The 19,686-nt window shown below is 55.4% G+C and carries 13 protein-coding genes; 3 read left to right on the top strand and 10 right to left on the bottom strand.

Annotated elements, in window-relative coordinates; translation table 11 throughout:
• Nucleotides 1–120: 120 nt before the first annotated feature.
• The 7 genes from TU92_RS21810 to TU92_RS21840 form a co-directional block, all read right to left on the bottom strand.
• Entirely contained in the window at nt 121–3,309 is a 3,189-nt protein-coding gene (locus tag TU92_RS21810; RefSeq protein WP_136627599.1) for an efflux RND transporter permease subunit, read from the bottom strand.
• A complete protein-coding gene (locus TU92_RS21815; protein ID WP_112169434.1) occupies nt 3,306–4,565 on the bottom strand; it encodes an efflux RND transporter periplasmic adaptor subunit in 1,260 nt (419 codons plus the stop codon). Before TU92_RS21815 ends, TU92_RS21810 begins: the two co-directional genes overlap by 4 nt.
• Nucleotides 4,565–5,818: a TolC family protein gene (locus TU92_RS21820; RefSeq protein ID WP_112169436.1), complete on the bottom strand. Its 1,254-nt coding sequence runs from the start codon at nt 5,816–5,818 to the stop codon at nt 4,565–4,567. Before TU92_RS21820 ends, TU92_RS21815 begins: the two co-directional genes overlap by 1 nt.
• Nucleotides 5,819–5,832: 14 nt before the next feature.
• Nucleotides 5,833–6,075 (bottom strand): copper-binding protein, encoded by a 243-nt coding sequence (locus tag TU92_RS21825; RefSeq protein WP_244207834.1) that lies wholly within the window; start codon nt 6,073–6,075, stop codon nt 5,833–5,835.
• Nucleotides 6,076–6,277: 202 nt separating this feature from the next.
• Entirely contained in the window at nt 6,278–6,697 is a 420-nt protein-coding gene (locus TU92_RS21830; RefSeq protein ID WP_112169439.1) for a hypothetical protein, read from the bottom strand.
• Between the two features lie 166 nt (nt 6,698–6,863).
• Complete coding sequence (gene corA / locus TU92_RS21835) at nt 6,864–7,871, bottom strand: magnesium/cobalt transporter CorA (protein ID WP_112169441.1); 1,008 nt, start codon at nt 7,869–7,871, stop codon at nt 6,864–6,866.
• Between the two features lie 116 nt (nt 7,872–7,987).
• Nucleotides 7,988–8,821 (bottom strand): oxidoreductase, encoded by an 834-nt coding sequence (locus tag TU92_RS21840; protein ID WP_112169443.1) that lies wholly within the window; start codon nt 8,819–8,821, stop codon nt 7,988–7,990.
• 183 nt (nt 8,822–9,004) lie between these two features.
• Between TU92_RS21840 and TU92_RS21845 the strand changes: the two genes are divergently transcribed.
• The gene (locus tag TU92_RS21845) at nt 9,005–9,913 is read left to right on the top strand and encodes an AraC family transcriptional regulator (RefSeq protein ID WP_208640488.1); all 909 of its coding nucleotides are present in this window, start codon (nt 9,005–9,007) and stop codon (nt 9,911–9,913) included.
• Nucleotides 9,914–9,917: 4 nt separating this feature from the next.
• On the opposite strand, the gene TU92_RS21850 is transcribed toward TU92_RS21845, so the two are convergent.
• The 3 genes from TU92_RS21850 to TU92_RS21860 are packed head-to-tail and all read right to left on the bottom strand — an operon-like array spanning nt 9,918 to nt 14,261.
• Complete coding sequence (locus tag TU92_RS21850) at nt 9,918–11,456, bottom strand: efflux transporter outer membrane subunit (RefSeq protein ID WP_244207833.1); 1,539 nt, start codon at nt 11,454–11,456, stop codon at nt 9,918–9,920.
• A 52-nt stretch (nt 11,457–11,508) separates the two neighbouring features.
• Complete coding sequence (locus tag TU92_RS21855) at nt 11,509–13,077, bottom strand: DHA2 family efflux MFS transporter permease subunit (RefSeq protein ID WP_112169449.1); 1,569 nt, start codon at nt 13,075–13,077, stop codon at nt 11,509–11,511.
• Complete coding sequence (locus TU92_RS21860; RefSeq protein ID WP_112169450.1) at nt 13,074–14,261, bottom strand: HlyD family secretion protein; 1,188 nt, start codon at nt 14,259–14,261, stop codon at nt 13,074–13,076. Before TU92_RS21860 ends, TU92_RS21855 begins: the two co-directional genes overlap by 4 nt.
• A gap of 262 nt (nt 14,262–14,523) precedes the next feature.
• Between TU92_RS21860 and TU92_RS21865 the strand changes: the two genes are divergently transcribed.
• Together TU92_RS21865 and TU92_RS21875 are read left to right on the top strand one after the other, a co-directional pair.
• Nucleotides 14,524–15,435: a cation diffusion facilitator family transporter gene (locus TU92_RS21865; RefSeq protein ID WP_112169452.1), complete on the top strand. Its 912-nt coding sequence runs from the start codon at nt 14,524–14,526 to the stop codon at nt 15,433–15,435.
• Nucleotides 15,436–15,770: 335 nt separating this feature from the next.
• Entirely contained in the window at nt 15,771–19,652 is a 3,882-nt protein-coding gene (locus TU92_RS21875) for a hypothetical protein (protein WP_167457532.1), read from the top strand.
• The last annotated feature ends 34 nt before the right edge of the window (nt 19,653–19,686 follow it).

The following is a 19,686-nucleotide window of genomic DNA, read 5'->3' on the forward strand; positions in this document are numbered from 1 at the left end:
AGGCCGGGAGGGGGTATAGCTGGCAATAAATTTGTTAAAACACAGTTAACTTATTGATTTTGCATTAATACCCCACCCCAATCCTCACCGTTATAGGGAAGGGAGCAGAACGAATCAATTTTAATTTGTCTTTGTTTTTTTGTCTTCATGAACGGTCAGGTTATGACCTGAAAAGCCGCCTGCCGTCGCTCCCCGATGCCGATGCATTAAGAGATACACCGCCGGTACCACCAGCATCGACAACAGTGGTGCGCTGAGCATCCCGCCGATCATCGGCGCGGCGATGCGCTGCATCACTTCCGAACCGGTGCCGCCGCCCCACATAATCGGTAATAAACCGGCCATTATGGTCGCAACGGTCATGGCTTTTGGCCTGACGCGCAACACCGCTCCGTGGTGAATGGCGTCGCACAGTTCAGCCTCCGTCAGTTCGGTTTTGCCTTTCAGCTGGCGCTGCACCGCCTGATTCAGATACAGCACCATAATCACCCCGAATTCCGCCGCTACGCCAGCCAGCGCGATAAAACCTACGGCGGCAGCGACCGACAGATTATAACTAAGCAGATACAGCAGCCAGACGCCGCCGGTAAGCGCGAAGGGAAGCGTCGCCATGATCAGCAACGCGTCCCGCACGCTGCTGAAAGTGACGTACAACAGCACGAAAATGATTGCCAGCGTAAACGGCAGAACAACTTTCAGTTTAGCCGTCGCGCGCTCCAGATACTCAAATTGCCCCGACCAGCTCACCGTCACCCCCTCCGGCAGTTTCACCTGCCGATTGACCGCCTGCTGCATCTCTTCGACGGCGGATTTCAGATCACGGCCTCGCAGATCGACGTAAATCCAGTCCGACAAACGGGCGTTTTCGCTTTTAAGCATCGGCGGACCGTCGGTGATGTTTATCGTCGCCAGCGCCGAGAGCGGCACCTGTGCGCCGGAGGCGGTCAGCACCGGTAAATCGCGCAGCGCCTGCACGTTGTCGCGCAACTCACGCGGATAGCGAAGATTAATCGGATACCGCTCGCGGCCTTGCAATGTTTCTCCGATATTTTCACCCCCAACCAGAGTGGAAACTAACGATTGCAGCTCAGCCACCGTGACACCGTAACGTGCCGCCTGCCGCCGGTTGATATCAATATCGACATAGCGCCCGCCTTCAAGTCGTTCCGCCAGCGCGGAGGTCACGCCCGGCACGGTTTTGACGATGTGCTCAATCTGCTGCGCCACGGCCTCGATTTGTGCGATGTTATTGCCGTTCACCTTGATGCCGACCGGGCTTTTGATGCCGGTCGCCAGCATATCCAGCCGGTTACGGATCGGCGGCACCCAGACGTTGGCGATGCCCGGCAGCTTCACGGCATTATCCAGCTCACTGATAATTTTGTCCGGCGTCATGCCTGGCCGCCACTGGTCGCGCGGTTTAAAGCGGATAGTGGTTTCAATCATGGTCAGCGGAGCGGGATCGGTGGCGCTGTCAGCGCGTCCGGCTTTGCCAAATACGCTGGCAACTTCGGGCACGGTTTTGATCAGGCGGTCGGTTTGCTGTAGCAGGCGCGCGGCTTCGCGGGCGGAAATACCCGGCAGCGTGGACGGCATATACAGCAGATCCCCTTCGTCGAGCGCAGGCATAAATTCGCTCCCAAGCTTTGCCAACGGATACAGCGAGACCAGCAGGAACAGGCCGCTGAAGACCAGTGTGGTTTTCGGGCGTTTCAGCACCGCTGAAAGCACTGGCTGATAGGCCGCAATCAGCCAGCGGTTGATTGGGCTGGCGTTTTCATCGGGAATTTTCCCGCGAATGAAATAGCCCATCAGTACCGGCACCAGCGTGATCCCAAGCCCGGCGGAAACCGCCATCGCGTAGGTTTTGGTGAACGCCAGAGGTGAGAACATCCGGCCTTCCTGCGCTTCGAGAGAAAACACCGGAATAAACGACAGCGTGATGATAAGCAAACTGCAAAACAGCGCCGGACCGACTTCCACGGCTGCGCGCTCCGACACCTGCCAGTAATCGGCAGACGTCGGCTTTTGCCCCGGATGGTCGTGCCGCCATTGCTCGAGCACTTTGTGCATATTCTCGATCATCACAATGGCCGCATCGACCATCGCGCCGATGGCAATGGCGATACCGCCCAGCGACATAATATTGGCGCTGACGCCCTGATAGTGCATGACGATGAAGGCGCCGAGAATGCCGAGCGGCAGAGTGATGATCGCCACCAGCGCCGAGCGGAAGTGGAACAGGAACAGCGCGCAAACCACCGCGACTACCGCAAACTCTTCGAGCAATTTATGTGACAACGTCACAATGGCGTTTTCGATCAGCGGCTGGCGGTCGTAGACCGGCACGATTTCTACTCCGGCCGGAAGGGTGCGCGCCAGTGCGTTTAGCCGCAACTTCACTGCTTTGAGCGTTTTCAGCGCATTCTTGCCCGAGCGCATAACGATCACACCACCCGCCACTTCACCTTCACCGTTTAGCTCCGCCACGCCGCGTCGCAGCTCAGGGCCGGTGCGCACGGTGGCAACGTCAGAAAGCAGTACCGGAATGCCGTTGCTGGCCGTCACCACCACGTTATTGAAATCCTCCAAACTTTTCAGATAGCCGGAGGTGCGCACCATATATTCGGCTTCACCCATCTCCAGCAGCGAGCCGCTGCTTTCCTGATTGGCGCTTTGCAACGCCGCCACCAGCTGCTGATGCGTCACGCCACGGGCGCGCATCCGCTGCGGATCGGCGACTACCTGATACTGGCGTACCATGCCGCCGATGCTGGCGACTTCCGACACGTCAGGCACGGTTTTCAGGTCATAGCGTAGCGTCCAGTCCTGCAACGCGCGCAGCTGTTCCAGACTGTGTTTACCGGTTTTATCGACTAACGCGTATTCGTAAATCCAGCCGACGCCGGTGGCATCCGGCCCGAGCGACGCTTTTGCACCGGACGGCAGCGCAGACTGCACCTGGCTGAGGTATTCCAGCACCCGCGAACGTGCCCAGTAAGGATCGGTGCCGTCGTCGAACAGTACGTAAACATAGGCGTCGCCAAACATCGAAAAGCCGCGCACGGTTTTTGCGCCTGGCACGGAGAGTAGCGTGGTTGTGAGTGGATAAGTCACCTGATCTTCAATGATTTGCGGTGCTTTACCGGGATAGCTGACGCGCACAATGACCTGCACGTCGGACAAATCCGGCAGGGCGTCAAGCGGCGCTTTCTGCAATGACCAGATGCCCCAGACCGCCATCATCAGCGCGGCCAGTAAGACCAGCAGCCGGTTGCGCAGCGACCAGCGGATCACGAAAGCAATCATAAATGACCTCCGTGTACAGGCGTATTGTTCCCGGCGGCGGCGGGCTCAGAAGCGGAAGCCGCGGGCAACGCACTGCGCAGGCTGGCTTCGGAGTCAATCAGGAACTGCCCGGAAGTGACGACCCGCTGGCCTTCTTTGAGGCCGGAAAGTACCTGGGTCCATCCGTCACGCGTCGCGCCGGTGCTGACTTCCTGCGGCGTGAAATGCCCGTTGCCGTCGTCGAGTAACACTTTGTTGCGGCTGCCGGTCTGGATCAGCGCTTCCTGTGGAACAGCCAGCACCGGCGTCTGTTGGTCAGCGGCCAGCGTGAGATTGAGATACATGCCGGGGCGCAATTTTTCCTGCGGATTGTCCATCACCACGCGGGCTTTCAGCGTGCGGCTTACCGCATCGACATCCGGCAGAAGCTCACTGACCGTGCCACGAAAGCGTTCATCTGGCTGGCTTTCTGTTTCGGCGGTGACGTTACTTCCCGCATGAACCTGACTGGCGGCTGACGGCGGATAATCCATCACGATCCACACCTGTTTCAGGCTGGTCAGCTCAAACAGCGGCTGGGTTGCGGTGACCTGTGCGCCTTCACGTACGCTCAGCAGGCTAAGGTAACCGTCTTCGGGCGCGGTAATGTCGATGCGCGTTTGCGGCTGGCCGGTGCGGTCTACGCTTTTCAATACGTCTTCCGGCATAAACTGTAACGCCAGCCGCTGGCGGGCAGCGGCGCTCAGGGCGTGATCGCCGAGCTGGCGCACGGCCAGATATTCCTGCTGCGCGGCAGTCCAGTCGGGGATCCACAGCGTTGCCAGTTTCTGACCTTTTTTCACTTGCTGTTGGCTGGCGGCGACGTACAGTTTTTCCACCAGGCCGCTGGCGCGGGCGGCAACGGTGCGCAGGCTGCGCTCGTCGGCGGTGACCGTTCCGTAAACGTTCAGCGGTGCGGAGATCACGCGACGCTGCACGGCGTCGCTGCGCATGCCCAGATTTTGCTGCTGGCGGGCGCTGACCGTCACGCCACCGTCGTCCGTCACTTCATCGGCGTAACGCGGCATCAGATCCATATTCATAAAGGGTGATTTACCGGGTTTGTCAAAACGTTGATCCGGCGTCATCGGGTCGTACCAGTACAGCACTTTGCGTTCGGCAGGAACGGCGGCGGTGTGTGTCGCAGCAGGATGGCTGTGACGCCCGAGCCAATAACCGCCGGCGAGGGCAGCTATCACGGCCACGGCCAGCAGACTGTAAGTTTTAGCGGATGTCATCAGTGATTCTCCTGTGGCGCGAGATAGCGCAGGGCAACCCAATAGCGGGCGACGTCCAGTTCGGCATTGCGTTCCGCCAGCTGGCTGTCGAGCAGGCTGCGGCGGGCATCAAGGACATCATTCAGGCTGCTTTTCCCGGCGCGGTACTGTGCCTGAATCACGCTGATGCGCTGTTGTTGCAAGGGTAAGACGTCATTTTTTTGCCGCTGCCAAAGGATGCTGGCGGCCTGATACTGCGCGATAAGCGTGGTCAGCTGCGCCTGATGATCGCGCACCAGCTGCGCCAGCCGGTCATTGCTTTCCATCGCCATCGATTGATCGGCGGCATGATCTTTGTCCTGCCGCGAGGCGGTAAACAGTGGCAAATCGACGGTAAACATCACGCCCGCCATATCGTCGTAGTCGTCGGCACGGTGCGCGTAATAGACTTCAACGCCGACGTCCGGCAGTGCGGCAATCGCCGATTCGGAGGACTTCGACTGCGCGACTTCCGCTTCGCGTCGCGCCTGAAGAATTTCCGGATGCTGACCGACGCTGTCTGCCTGTTGAACTTCAGGCGGCAGCGCGCTGACCGGTGGAACAGCGCCGTTGATTTCAGGCTGATCAATGCCCGTCAGTTGGCTCAGGCGGGTACGGGCCAGCTGGACATCGCGTTGCGCCTGGGTGAGTTTGTCCTGCATGCCGATGAGGGTCAGGCGGGCGTCGAGTACCGAGGCAGGCAGGGCGCTGCCGCTGCTGACCCCGCCGCGCTGCACGCCAATCTGCCGCTGGCTTTCATCCACCAGCTTCTGGATTTGGGAGATATTTTGTTCGCCGATCGCCAGCTCCATCCAGGCAAGCGCTGCGTCCCTTTGCAGGCGGGCACGGATACTTTGGGTCGACGCCGCGATCTGGCGCGATTCAGCACGGAAGGTGTCAGCTTTACGCTCACGCTTACTGCTGCTGACGTAATCCTGCATGATGCCGATGCGCTGCATGGTCATACCTTCGCGGGTAAACCGGCGGTCGTTATTGCCGCTGACCGGCAGGTTTTCGATACCAAATTTCAGCTTCGGATCCGGTAACTGCATGGCCGAATCGGCGCGGTTATCCAGAGCGTTAATCTGATGGCGGCTGGCGGAAAGCTCGGCGGAATAATCCTGCGCGGCGACCAGCGCCTGCGGCAGAGAAACGGGTGTGGCAAAGGCGCCGACCGGCATAAAAGCCAGCAGCCAGTGCCACGTCACCCAGGGGTGACGCGGTAAAATGAACATGGTGGATCTCCCGGTCAGCGTGTCAGCGGCGTCAGCGTCTGTAACTGATAAGCGGACTCAGTTTTGACAAAGGTGAACGCCACCGGCGTACCGGCGGGCAGGGAGTTGGCGCTGATTTCCAGCGGCAGACTGAAATTCATGGTCATCGCCGGCCATTTCAGTGCCGGAATGGCGTGATGAGAAATGCCGACGCTGCCGGACTGCCATTGGGTAATCACGCCTTCCGAGCCAAACGTCTGGGCATCTGGCATTGTCATTGTGGTGTGATCTATTGGCGCAGTATCGGCAAAGGAATAAGAGGAAATAAAGAAAAGACTAATGAGCAAATATTTAAATAAAACATGCATGGGAAATACTCCAACTGTCATTGGAAACTTTCAATGGAAAAGAATGGCCATTATTCTGGCAAATAAATTTCATTTAATGTCGGATGCGGAAAAACACCCGTGACAGCGGGGGCTATTCTCTAAATCGGCAGAACCGGACTTCAGCAGGAGGGGCGGTGACAGGGGGGGCGATCCAGTCGGCGGTGGTGACGGCGGTACGCGCATCCACGGTGGTCAGGGCGAGTGTCTGTACGACGGGTAAAGCCAGCAGCGGTAAGGAACTGCCGTCGGACTGGGTTCTTTCCGGTACGCAATGTTTCTCGCACAGCACCGTCTGGCTCTGCATATGCTCTGTTGAATCAGGCATTTGCATAAATTCATTATGCTGCATCTGCGTATTTTCCACCGGCGGACGCATGTCACACTGATGGCTGGCGAGCGCCAGTTGGGCGTTCAGCATCAGCCAGCATAATGCGAACAGCAACGCACTGGCCCGCTTGCCGGGCAAGCGCAGCGAATGCATAAACTGTGAAATCGCGAAGCGGACTGACATAGCTGAAATAATTTCCGTCGGGAAAGATGCGGATGAGTATATAAGGAATTAAGGCGGGCTGGGAAGCAAAAATAAAATAAAGACGGGATTACATTGTCAGGAAAATTAAAGACAGCGAATAACAGGAGAATATGTTATTCGCTTGTAAATGTTATTCGGTGATTATTTATAACCAGCCGGACTTTTTCAACTTCCAGTACAACCACACGCAGCCGACAAAGGTCACGCCGAGCGTCACCGGATACCCCCACCAGTCATCCAGCTCCGGCATGTTTTTAAAGTTCATGCCGTACAGGCTGAAGATCACGGTCGGGATTGCCAGAATTGCCCCCCAGCCCGCCAGCCGCTGCACCACTTCGTTCTGATGCACCGACACCAGCGCCAGATTTACGTGCATGGCGTTGGAGAGCATTTCGCGCATGTCGTCAGTGGTTTTGATCACCTGATTGGCGTGGTCCTGCACATCGCGAATATAGGCACGCAGGCCTTTTGGCACCAGTTCTTCGTAATGATGGCTGAGTTGGTTACAGATATCTTCCATCGGCACGGCGGAGTTGCGCAGGGAAAGCAAATCACGACGCAGGCGATACACCTGCTGCACTGCCTGCTGGTTAAAGGTGTTCTGGAACATCAGCTGTTCAATGGCATCGAACTGCTCGGTGTACTGATGCAGAATTTCCAGATAGTTATCGACGATAGAGTCCAGGATGCAGTAAAGCGCATACGCCGGGCCTTTCGCCAGCATATCCGGGCGTTCTTCGGCGTGATTACGTACCTGCAAATAGCTCGATGACGCACCGTGACGGATGGTTATCAGGAAGTTTTTACCCAGAAACATGTGCGTTTCGCCGTACTCGATGGTTTCTTTCACCTTCTGTGCGGTGTGCGCGACGATAAACAGCGACTCGCCGTACTGCTCGATTTTGGGCCGCTGATGGGCGGTCAGCGCATCTTCAATCGCCAGGTCATGCAGGCCGAATTCCTCCTGAACGCTGCGCATGTAGCTGTCTTCCGGCTGCCACAGCCCAAGCCAGACAAAGGTATCCGGCTCTTTCAGCACTTCGCTGATGTCCTCAACGGTCACATCCTGCAACCGCTTGCCGTCGCGATAGGCAACGCTATTGATCACTGAATCACAGCTGGGCTTTTTCTCTTCTGTTGCAATGTCGTTCATTATTTCACCCGATTGTTATTCAGGAAAAAATCCCGCTGATAGCAGGATTTTCAGAGTCTGAACAGAATAGCGTAGTCTGGCGAAAATGCGCTGATCGGGAATCTTAAAAGAGTATGTCACCCATCGGTCGAGCGGCTGATTTCTTCCCAGGCGTCGATATCGGCACTCATCTGTTGTAATTTCTCGCGGACATACATGACGGCGTCGCTGCCGAGCAACAGGGATGCGGGAGGAGCAGGACTGTCGATAAGCCGCAGGATCGCGCGGGCTGCCTTTTGCGGAGAGCCGGGCTGATGGCCGCTGCGTTTTTCTCGTGTTTCGCGGATCGGTCCGAAAAGCGGATCGTAATCGCTGATGCTGCGCGGCGAGCGCACCATAGAACGTCCCGCCCAGTCAGTGCGAAATGAGCCGGGCTGAATAGCCGTTACCGCGATATTAAAGGGCTTGAGTTCTTTGGTCAGGGTTTCGGAAATACCCTGCAAAGCGAATTTACTGCCGCAGTAATAACTGATGCCGGGCATAGTGATAAATCCTCCCATCGACGTCACATTCAAAATATGACCGGCGCGACGTGCGCGGAACGCGGGCAGGAAGGCTTTTATGACAGCCACGGCCCCAAACACGTTAACGTCGAACTGATGCAGTACTTCACTCAGCGGCGACTCCTCCATGATGCCTTCGTGGCCGTAACCGGCGTTGTTCACCAGCACATCGACCGGGCCGGTTTCGCGTTCGACGATGTCTGCGAGCGGGGCGATCGCGTCGAAATCTGTGACATCCAGGATCCAGCCGGTACTTCGGCCAGGCACCAGTGCATCAAATTCCTGTTTCGCCTGCTGATTGCGCACAGTGCCCGCGACGCGGTGGCCTGCCTTCAGCGCTTCTTCTGCCAGCGCGCGGCCAAAACCGCTGCTGACACCGGTGATAAAAAATAATTTTGACGGGTTCATGATTTGCTCCTTTTTAACGGGAGTTCAAGAGTAGAGTGTGCGAAGACAAATCCCCAGACCGGTTCTTCTGAGATGTTTGCCTAATCCTATGCATCATCTGTACGGGGATAAAATACAGTGTCACACTTCACCCACATCCCGGTTTATCCATCAGGCAAACAGCACATGACCCTCGCCAGCCAAATGACCACGCTTCTCGACCAGCTGACACCGCATGAGGGCTACAACCTCACGCCGTTGGCGGATGTGCGTTTTCTGCGTTCTAACCGCCCGCTGCTGCGCACGCCTGTGCTTTACGAGCCGGGCATTGTGATTGTGGTGCAGGGCAGTAAACGGGGATTTCTGGCTAATGATGTCTATTTGTATGATGCACAGCATTATCTGATGGTTTCAGTGCCCGTGCCGTTCACTATGGAAACGGATGCCAGTGACGTCGAGCCGATGCTGGCCATTTACATGCGGCTGGATTTTCGCGTTGCAGCCGAGCTGTTACTGCTGCTGGAGGCACAGGGTATGCCGGAAACGGAATCACCACGCAGTATGGTTTCCAGCCCGATGGATGACGCGATGCGCAGCTCCGTTTTCAGATTTTTGCAGGTGATGTCTTCACCCGCAGATGCCGTAATTTTGGGACCGGCGATGGTGCGTGAGGTGTATTACCGCGTTCTGACCGGCCCTCAAGGGAAAACCTTGCGCAGTGCGCTGACGATGCAAGGCCAATTTGGCAAAGTGGCGAAAGCGTTGCGTAAAATGCATGCGCAATTTAATTCGCATCTGGATGTCGGGGGGCTGGCAAAAGAGGCGGGAATGAGTGTGCCAACGTTTCACGCTCATTTCAAAACGGTGACGCAGACCTCGCCGATGCAGTATCTCAAATCCACACGTCTGCATCAGGCCAGATTACTGATGTTGCGCCATGAGCTGACCGCGTCAGCGGCCAGCGCACAGGTAGGTTATGAAAGTGTGTCGCAGTTCAGCCGCGAGTTTAAACGTCTTTTCGGGTTGACGCCGCTGAATGAAATAGCGCGGATGAGGCAAAATTTTACTCTTCCTGCCCCGGTTACGCCCTCAGATTTCATTTCATCACACTGAACCGTTACGGTGTCACGCCTGACGTCGTCTTTACTTTCACGTCCGGCGTCGCTGCCGGGCCAAACACGGTGTAGGTCGGTAAATCTACGTTCTGATACGGCTCCCAGCCGCCGCCCAGCGCTTTATACAGCGAGACCAGATCGGTGCTGGTTTTCACTTTCGCCTCGGCGGATTGCTGATGCGCCTGTGCCAGTTGGCGCTGGGCGTCGAGCACGTTGATAAAGGTCGAGAGCCCCTGACGATAGCTGTCGCTCGCCAGATCAAATGCTGTCTGCAAGGCTTCAGTGGTCTGATCCAGACCGCTGACCTGATCCTGATCGGTACGGTAGCTGACCAGCGCGTTATCCACGTCCTGCAAGGCGGTGAGCACCGTCTGGCGATAGTTAAGCGCGGCGTTGGCCTGCTGCGCACGTGAGAGATGCACGCTGGACACCAGACGTCCGCCCTGGAAGACCGGCACGGTGACGGAAGGGCCGACGGAGTAAAAATGGCTGCTCCAGTTATCGAGGTAGCTGGCATCGGTGTTGCGCATCCCGAACTGGCCGGTGAGCGAGATGCTCGGGAACAGCTGCGCAACCGACACGCCGATATTGGCCGTCGCGGCGTGCAGATCGGCTTCGGCTTTGCGTACGTCCGGTCGACGGCGCGCCAGCTGCGAGGGCACGCCAACCGGCACGGCGGCGGGCAGGGTGGGCATCGGTTTCGGCGCGGCAAGTTCGCCATCCAGCGAGCCCGGTGTCTGGCCAAGCAATACTGCCAGCCCGTTCATCGCCTGACGCTCCTGTGCCTGATACTGAGGCAGTTGTGCGCGCAGGGAACCTAACTGGGCACGGGCGTTTTCCACGTCGAGCTGTGGCGAAAGGCCGTTTTGCTGACGGTTTTGCGTCAGGTCCAGCGTCTGCTGCGCGACGTCGATCTGAGTCTGAATCGACGCGGTAATACTTTGCGCACCGCGCAGTTGCAGGTAAGCGCGGGCAACTTCGGCCTCAAGCGACACCAGCGCATCATTACGCTGCTCGATTGACGACTGAGTCTGCGCATTGGCGGCTTCTACCTGACGACGGGTGCCGCCGAACAAATCCAGCTCCCAGCTGGCGTCGAAGCTTCCCTGATACAAATCCACCGGCCTTGTGGCGGTGTCGATAGCGCCCGAGGCTTCCGGGCTGAGATCGTTAAGCTGCGAAGAAGCACCGCTCGAATCCAGAATGCCTTTCAGGCCGAGCTGCTGCCGGGTGACTTTGGCATTGCCCTGTACCGATGGCAGCCACGCGCCTTTGGCCTGCGTCACCTGTTCGCGCGCACCGGCGATGCGTAACACCGCCTGCTGCAATGAGATATTCCCGGCAATAGCGCGGGTCACCAGACTGTCGAGTTGCGGATCGTTAAATGCTTTCCACCACAGCGGGTTCGGTTCAGAGGGCAGAGCCACAGACGCGCCATCGGCGTCTTTCGGCTTGCTCATATCGTTAAATGCGCCGGGCGTCGCGGTCTGCGGTTTTTGATAGTCCGGGCCAACGGAACAGGCGGTGAGGGCGATCGCCATCAAGGACAGCGTAAAAAATCGGGTCTTCTGTAACTTCCGGGTCGTATTCAACTTAGTGTGCTCCGGCATTACCTTCGCTCTTAACAGGCGAAAGCAGGAAACAAAATGGGATCAAAATAACGGCGACGATGGCGCAATAACCGAACACGTCGATGTAAGCCAGAATGCGCGACTGCGACACCATCTCCTGGTACATCCGCGCGGTGGCCAGCTGCATCGGATCGCCCAGCACATGGGCGAAATCGCGGATGGCGACGGCGCTTTTGCTCACGGCCTGATTAAACTGTTCGTTGAGCGGCGACATGTTGTGCACCATATGCGCGCTGTGCGCCTGCGTTCGCTCGGTCACCCCGGCGGTGGCCAGCGAAATGCCAATCGATCCGGCGACATTACGGAACATGGTGAACAGCGCGGCGGCATCGGCGTTCATCCGCTGCGGAATGGTGATGAACGCGATAGTGGTCAGCGGCACAAACAGGAACCCGAGGCCGATTGACTGCGCGCTACGGAACAGCACCAGCGTTTCGAAATCGACGTTTGGCGTCAGCCGTGCCGAATAGACGAACGACGCAGCCAGCAGGAAGAACCCGAAGGCAATAATGTAACGCGTCTGCACAATCGGCATCAGTTTCAATACCAGCGGGATCGACAGCACGATGAGTATCGCGCCGGGTGACATCACCAGCCCCGAGAGCGTCGCAGTATAACCCAGCTGTTGCTGCGCCAGTTGCGGGATCACCACCGAACTGCCGTAGAGGATCATTGCCATACCGGCCATCAGCAATCCGGCTACCGCAAAGTTTTTATCTTTCAGACAGCGCAGATCGACCACCGGCTTTTTGGCGTACAGCAGCCAGTAAATTGCCCCGACAATCCCGGTCGCCGCCAGTACCGCGAAAGTGACGATAAAGCCGGATTTAAACCAGTCGTCGTCCTCGCCGCGGTCCATCATTACCTGCAAACAGCCCAGCCCCAGCGCAATCAGCCCGATACCGATGTAATCGATGCTCAGTTTGCCTTTGGCCTTACGTTCCCATGGCGGATCTTCCAGCAGCTGATAAATCGCCAGCAGGGCAATAATCCCCACCGGGATGTTGATCAAAAACACCCAGCGCCAGCTGAAATGGTCGGTAATGTAACCGCCGAGCGTCGGGCCTACGACCGGTGCCACGATGATGGCAATCGATGAGAGACCAAACGCCTTACCGCGATCGGCTGGTTTGAAGTAATCAAGCAGAACCGATTGCTGGATCGGCTGCAAACCGCCGCCGAAGAAGCCCTGCAAAATGCGAAATAAAATCATCTGCCACAGTTCGGTGGCGATCCCGCACAGGAATGAACAGACGGTGAACATCCCGATACAGATCAGGAAGTAAGTTTTACGGCCCATCACGCGGCTGAGGAATGCAGAAATGGGCAATACGATGCCGTTGGCGACTAAGTAGGAGGTCAGTACCCACGTCGATTCATCGTAGCTGGAAGAGAGCGAACCGGCGACGTGCGGCAGCGCTACGTTGACTATCGTGGTGTCCAGAATTTCCATGAACACCGCGATGGTGACAACGGCAGCAACCGCCCAGGGATTGGCCTTGGGTTTCCAGTAACTGCGGTCTTCGGTCATTCGACGGTCACCGTCGGATCAACAGACAGGCCAAGTGGCAGAGGCTGTTTCGGATCCAGACCACTGTCGATAACGATTTTAACCGGTACGCGCTGAACGATTTTCACGTAGTTACCGGTGGCGTTTTCTGCCGGGAAGGCCGAGAAGCGTGAGCCGGTACCTTGCTGGACGCTGTCAACGTGGCCCTGCAATTTGATATCGGGATACGCATCCACGGTGATTTCGACTTTGTTGCCCGGACGCATGCGCTCAAGCTGAGATTCTTTGAAGTTAGCCGCCACCCAGATGTCTTTAGAAACCACCGAGAACAGCGACGAACCGGCCTGCACCAGTGTGCCGAGCTGCACGTTACGCTTGGTGACGTAGCCGTCGAACGGTGCGCGTACCTGTGCATAAGACAGATTCAGCGTGGCGCTTTCCAGCTGGGCTTTCGCCTGTTCAACCTGTTGCTGACGGGCTTCGACGTTGGTTTCAGCCTGACGAATTTGCAGCTGAACCTGCGCGGCAACCTGCACCTGCGCTTTGGCATTCTCTAAATCCGCAGCGGCAGACCGCACCTGTGCGTTAGAGGAATCGATATTCTGTTGCGTGGTGGCACGCGGATCGACACCGCGCTGACGGCGGAAATCGGCGGTGGCATTCATCAGGCTGGCTTCGGCGCGCGTCTGCTGCGCTTTAGCCTGCGCGAGCTGTGCAGGATATTGCACTTTTGCCAGATCAAACTGTACCTGCGCCTGATGCAGCTGTGCGACGGCCAGCCCGAGCTGCGCCTGCGCCTGATCGCGCTGCGCGGTGGCGTCACGCGGATCAATTTCCACCAGCAGATCGCCTTTTCTGACGAACTGGTTATCTTTCACCGACAGGCTGGTCACGTACCCGGCAATTTTCGGCGCGATGGTGACGGCATCGCCTTCAATAAAGGCATCATCTGTATTGACCTGATCTTTGGTCATCAGCCACCAGACCAGCGCGACAATCAGCATGACCACCACGACAATCCCCAGAATAATCAGCGGTTTTTTACCGGGACCTTTACCTTTAGCTTCGGACTCATCGCTGTCTTTAGGGTCTTTTTCATTGTCGGCGTCTTTGCTGTGTCCTTCTCCCGATTTAATCTGGCTTGAATCATATTCAGTGTTTGCGTCATCCGACGCGGAAGGTTTTGGCTGGTTATCGTTTGTCATAATGCTCTTCTGATTATCGGCGGGGCTGACCGGAACAAGGAAATCTTGTTTTAACCTAGATTGTATTGATGTAAATGCAAGTAAATATAGGTCAACAAACCTTTGCGAGAGCACGAAGATCCAAACCATAGGGAAGCTCCGAAAACAGCAAAAGGATGTATAATGCAGACCTGGTGTGTGTATTTTTCAAATAAAGTTGATTTCTGCTTCAGGAACTTCCTGTGATGACTTCCCAAACTGCTGTACTTCCGCGGGGCAAACTATGAGCCGTCCTGCACCTTCTTATAAAGGTCTGACGCGTATTGCGTCACTGGTGTCGTTGTGCGTGGCGCTGATTCTGGTCTGCGTTAAGGTCTGGGCCTGGGCAGCGACCGGCTCGATCGCGCTGCTCACGTCGGCGGCCGACGGGCTGGTGGACGTGCTGGCGTCGATGGTGACGCTGATTGGCGTGCGCTACGCGCTGCGCCCGGCGGACAAGGGGCACCGTTATGGTCACGGCAAGGCTGAAGCCGTGGCGGCGTTTGTACAGGCACTGCTGCTGGGCGCAGCGGGGCTGGTGCTCGGCGGCGAATCCATCGGACGCATCATTAACCCGCAACCGCTGGCGCAGCTCGGTTTAGGTATTTGGGTCATTATCGGCAGCTCGATTGCCGCTACCGGCCTGGTGTTGATGCAAACTTACGTCGTGAAACGCACCGGCTCGACGGCCATTGCCGCTGACCGGGCGCACTACGTCACGGATGTCGCGGTGAACATCGCGGTGCTGGTGGCGCTGATCCTCGAGCGTCATCTCGGCTGGACCCGTTCGGACTCCATCGGCGCACTGCTGATTTCCTTCTATATGATCTGGAATGCGCGCGGCATGGCGGCGGATGCCCTCAAGCAGTTGCTCGACCGTGAACTGGATATTGTGGATCGCAAACGGGTGAAAGCGGCGGTGCTGAGCGTTGAAGGCGTGCGCGGCGTGCATGATATCCGCACCCGTAACGGCGGCGACCGCGTATTTGTCGAGTTCCACGTTGAAGTTGACGGTGCGTTGTCGGTCGATATCGGCCATGAAATCGGCGATGCCGCTGAAATGGCGGTCAGCAAACTGTTTAAATCCGCCGACGTTACCGCACATCTCGAGCCTGATGGCATCGACGATGACCGGCTGGATAACGTGCTGCTGTGAGTTCTTTTGATTATTTTCTAAAATAAAACCCTGCCGGAACAATGGCGGGTTTTTTTTCGTTATTAAATCGCTTGCAATAAATTCTCATTCTGGTTTTTATGGGGGTGATTTAAAAGTATAAATTAAATGACTGTAAATTTTTTAATACTCCTGAGTCATTAAGTTGATATGCAGGGTTATTTAGCTAAGCTAAATATATTATTAATATAATCTAATCTTCCGGGAGTAGATGTGATTATATGTTGCTGTTATGATTTTTCGTCGTATCACTAACTTGTTTGTATTGGGTTTATTAACCTGACAAGATCGTTAATTAAAATCTATGGATGAAGATTATGGGCATGGAGAAAAAAGCACTCGCGCTTTGCATCACACTGGCAATCTCTAATAGTAGCTTTGCTGCTGAAGAAAATATTTACCAAAATAAAGAAGAAATGACTGCGCGTTGTGCAGACTCAGCCAATGTAAACCAGGCAAATCGTTGTAATCCTGACGACCAAAACGAAGAGTGGATTGCTGCGGGTATTTCAGCTGTTGCGCTGGCCGCAGGTGTTGCGATATACAATAATCATAACGAAAGTGGCGAGCATCACGCTGCAGATAGCATTACGCCAATACCAGACCCTGTTCCTGCTCCGACACCAGACCCAACACCAGACCCAACACCAGACCCGACTCCAGACCCAACACCAGACCCCGTTCCCGATCCCATTCCGGACCCCATCCCGGATCCGGAACCCACAACCATAATTACCACTATCACTGACGACATTAATGGCATCGGTCAGGGTGCCATTGGCGTGCTGATTGAAGGTACCCCAACGGAAACGACTATCAATGCCAACATCACTGCCAAAGACGGCGGGACGGGCATTCAGATAAATGGCGATGACGCGACAGTCACGAACAGCGGCGACTCATTTATTGATGGCGAGGGTTCAACCGGTATTTTTATAAACGGGGGTAATGCGGATGTTACTGCTTCCGGTGATGCCAGCGTTTCTCATGACGGAATTGGTATACGAATTGATGGCAATGATACACGTATTGATTTACACGATGAGGATGGCAATGTTCCGACTCTGGATATCAACAGCGGAGGCCGCTGGGTGGTGCTTAACGGAGACAGTTCGACATTGTCAATTGATACCATCAATGCGGTGGTCCAGGACGAGAACTCTGCTCTGATTCAGGTCACAGGCGAGGGGGCTTCGTTGTCGCTGAGTGGCGATGTTCTGGTTGAGAATGCGGCGCATGGCATTGATATTCTAGGTAATGACAGCAGTGTCTTGACCAATTCACTCATTACCGTGAAAGATGAGGGATCGCAAGGCATTAATATTGCCGGCATGAATTCCAGTTTTACTAATACCGGGGATATTAATGTAAGCCTCAATAGTACCGGGGTGAAGATAGCGGGTGAACAAGCTAAAGTGTTTGTTGATGGCAATATCAATGTGACTTCTGTTAAGGATAGCAGCGATATATTGCAAGGTGCTACCGGAATTGATATTAGCAGCAACAATGCGCAGGTGAAATTGAATGGTTCAGTGGCGCTTAGCAATCAGGATATTGATACCACAACGACGGCAGTCGCGAGCAGATCTCTGCAAGGCATGGTCATCACTGGTAATAATAACGACGTACAAATTACTGGGGCTGTAGATCTCAATGCTGCCGGAAAATTTAAGTCTGGCTTAGACTGGCAAGGTGTGTTGGTTAGCGGAAGCGATAATAATATTTCTATTACCGACGGTGTGAATGTCAGCCTTGATACTAAAGGGGTGAATAATTCGCCGCACACTGTGGGTATCAACGTCGTGGGAGCGAATACTGCCGAAATCAGCGGTACTTCAACTGTCTCCAATCAAAGTAACCGATCAGGTTATACCGAACTGGCCGACATCAGCGCCGGTGGGCGCTTAGTGCTGACTTCTGACTCTTTGGTCAATGTGAATTATGCATTAGTCGGAGCCGGTGTTGTGCCAGAGGCAGGTGTCCTTCAGGCACATGATGCGGGAACCAATATTAATAATCAGGGTGTCATTGACGCTTCCCATGCAGGCTTTGCTGTCATTATGGCGGCGGATAACGGTGCGTCTGTCATTAACAGTGGGACTGTTCTGGCTACCGGGCTGGGAGTGACAGGCTCTAGTGACAAAGCAGCGACTTTGCTGGCGAGAGGGGAAGGGTCTTCGGCTTTAAATAGCGGGACAATAGAAGTTTTATCAAAAGCGTCACCTTCTACTGCCGGTGGTAGCGCTCCGATTTATCCATTGAATGCCTATTATGGCCTCAACTATGCCTTGCTGGCGAATGATGGGGCGTCAGTCACTAACGTTGACGGTGGTGTGATATCAATGGAGGGACGGGCGCTCTTTGGCGTGGCTGCCAGTAAAAATGGTACTGCGATTAATGAGGGCGAAATCCTTTTAGACGGCTTCTTACCTGTTACCGACAGTGAAGGTAACATTACTAGTGAGACCCCCTATATATTAGATAACAAGGCGGCTTACTTCCGCGGGGCCGGATTAGTTGCAGGCAGTGTGAGCGCGGGGTATGGCGATAATGCTACTGCGCTCAATAGCGGCACGGTCAGTATCAATAACTCAGGCTTCGGTATGCTGGCGCTGAAGGGCGGCACGGTAACCAATCAGGGGAATATCAATCTTACCGCTGATGCTGGTGTTGTTAGTGACTCATCGACCAGCCAGTTGATTGGCCTCGGTGCGATGTATGGCGGAAAAGCAATCAATGACACCACCGGTGTCATCAACATCAACACCGATATTGGCCGCGCATTTTACGTCGATTCCGGACAAGGCAGCAGTATTGTCAATAAAGGCACCATCAACTTTATGGGGGCGCCTGACGACGGTTCGCACACGGGCAGCACGCCTACGTTGCAATCTTTGCAAGGTTACACCGTTGGTACCAGTGCAAACGGCTCAGCGGGGCAGTTTAACGGCAGCAATATCGATGTTTCCGGGGTGACGGTGAATACCGGCTTTACCACTGGCACAGCGGCGAAAACTGAAACCTTCGACAATGTCTTCCAGGGCAGCAACATTGCGGGCGCTGAGAACATCCAGTCTGATTCGGTGGTATGGAATGCACAGGGCACACAAGATGCCACTGGCAACGTGGATGTAACCATGACGAAAAATGACTACCGCGACGTGGCTGACGACAGCGTCAGCAGTGTAGCCGGGGCACTGGAAGCCGGTTATTCCAATACGGCGCTTTATCAGTCTCTCAACCTGAAAAGCGCAGCGGAAGTCACTAATGCGATGCGTCAGATTTCTGGCAGTACGGCTACCCGCGCATTTAATGACGCACGGGTGCTGAGTCACCGTTTTGACATGCTGGCGGAAAAAACCGTTGCCGGGGAGAACGGTTTGGGTTTCAACGTGGTCGCCAAAGGCGATCAGCGTGCGGAACTGAGTGGCAACGCACGCTATGACATGCTGGCGCTCAGTCAAACGCTGAACCTGAACAGCACCCAGTCGCTGAATATGGAGTACGGTATTGCAAGGCTCGACGGCAATGGCGACGTGACTTCTGCGGGTGATAACAGTCTGACCGGCGGCTACAGCCAGTTCTTTGGCCTGAAACACAGCCTGAAATTGGATGAAAATCTGAGCTGGGAAAATGCCCTGCGCTACGATAATCACCAACTGGACAGCAGCCGTTCAATCCGGTATGGCAGCGTGAATGAAGTGGCCAATGCCAGCAATTCACAGCAATACATCGAGATGAAAACCGCACTGACGAAAGGCTATGAACTGCGTGAATCCCTGAAATTCACACCGTCCATTGGTGCCAAACTGCGTCATACCCGCGATGGTAGCTACGGTGAAACCGGTGCGAATGATTACAACCTGAAAATGGATGCGGCCACTGAAACTGCTGTCGATGCTATTGCCGGAATAGAGTTAACGTATATCGGAAAAGACGGTTGGGCGGCGACGGCGAAAGTGGAGGGCGGGCCAAACCTGTCTTATAGCAAAAGCGCGCGCACCGGTTCGGTTCAGGGAGCATCTGGTCAGCAGTTTAGCGTGAATGACGACCAACACGGCGGCGGTATCAATAGTCTGTCGCAGTTGGGGGTCAACTACCGCAATGGCAATAAAGCGCTGGCCGTGGACGCCTTTAACTGGCAGGAAGATGGCATCACCGATCTGGGCATGATGATGAACGTCAAAGTGGATTTCTGATGTAAACCTGTCATAGATGACGTAATTAAAAAAG

Origin of the sequence: Rahnella inusitata (assembly GCF_003263515.1) — a bacterium.
Taxonomy (GTDB): Bacteria; Pseudomonadota; Gammaproteobacteria; order Enterobacterales; family Enterobacteriaceae; genus Rahnella; species Rahnella inusitata.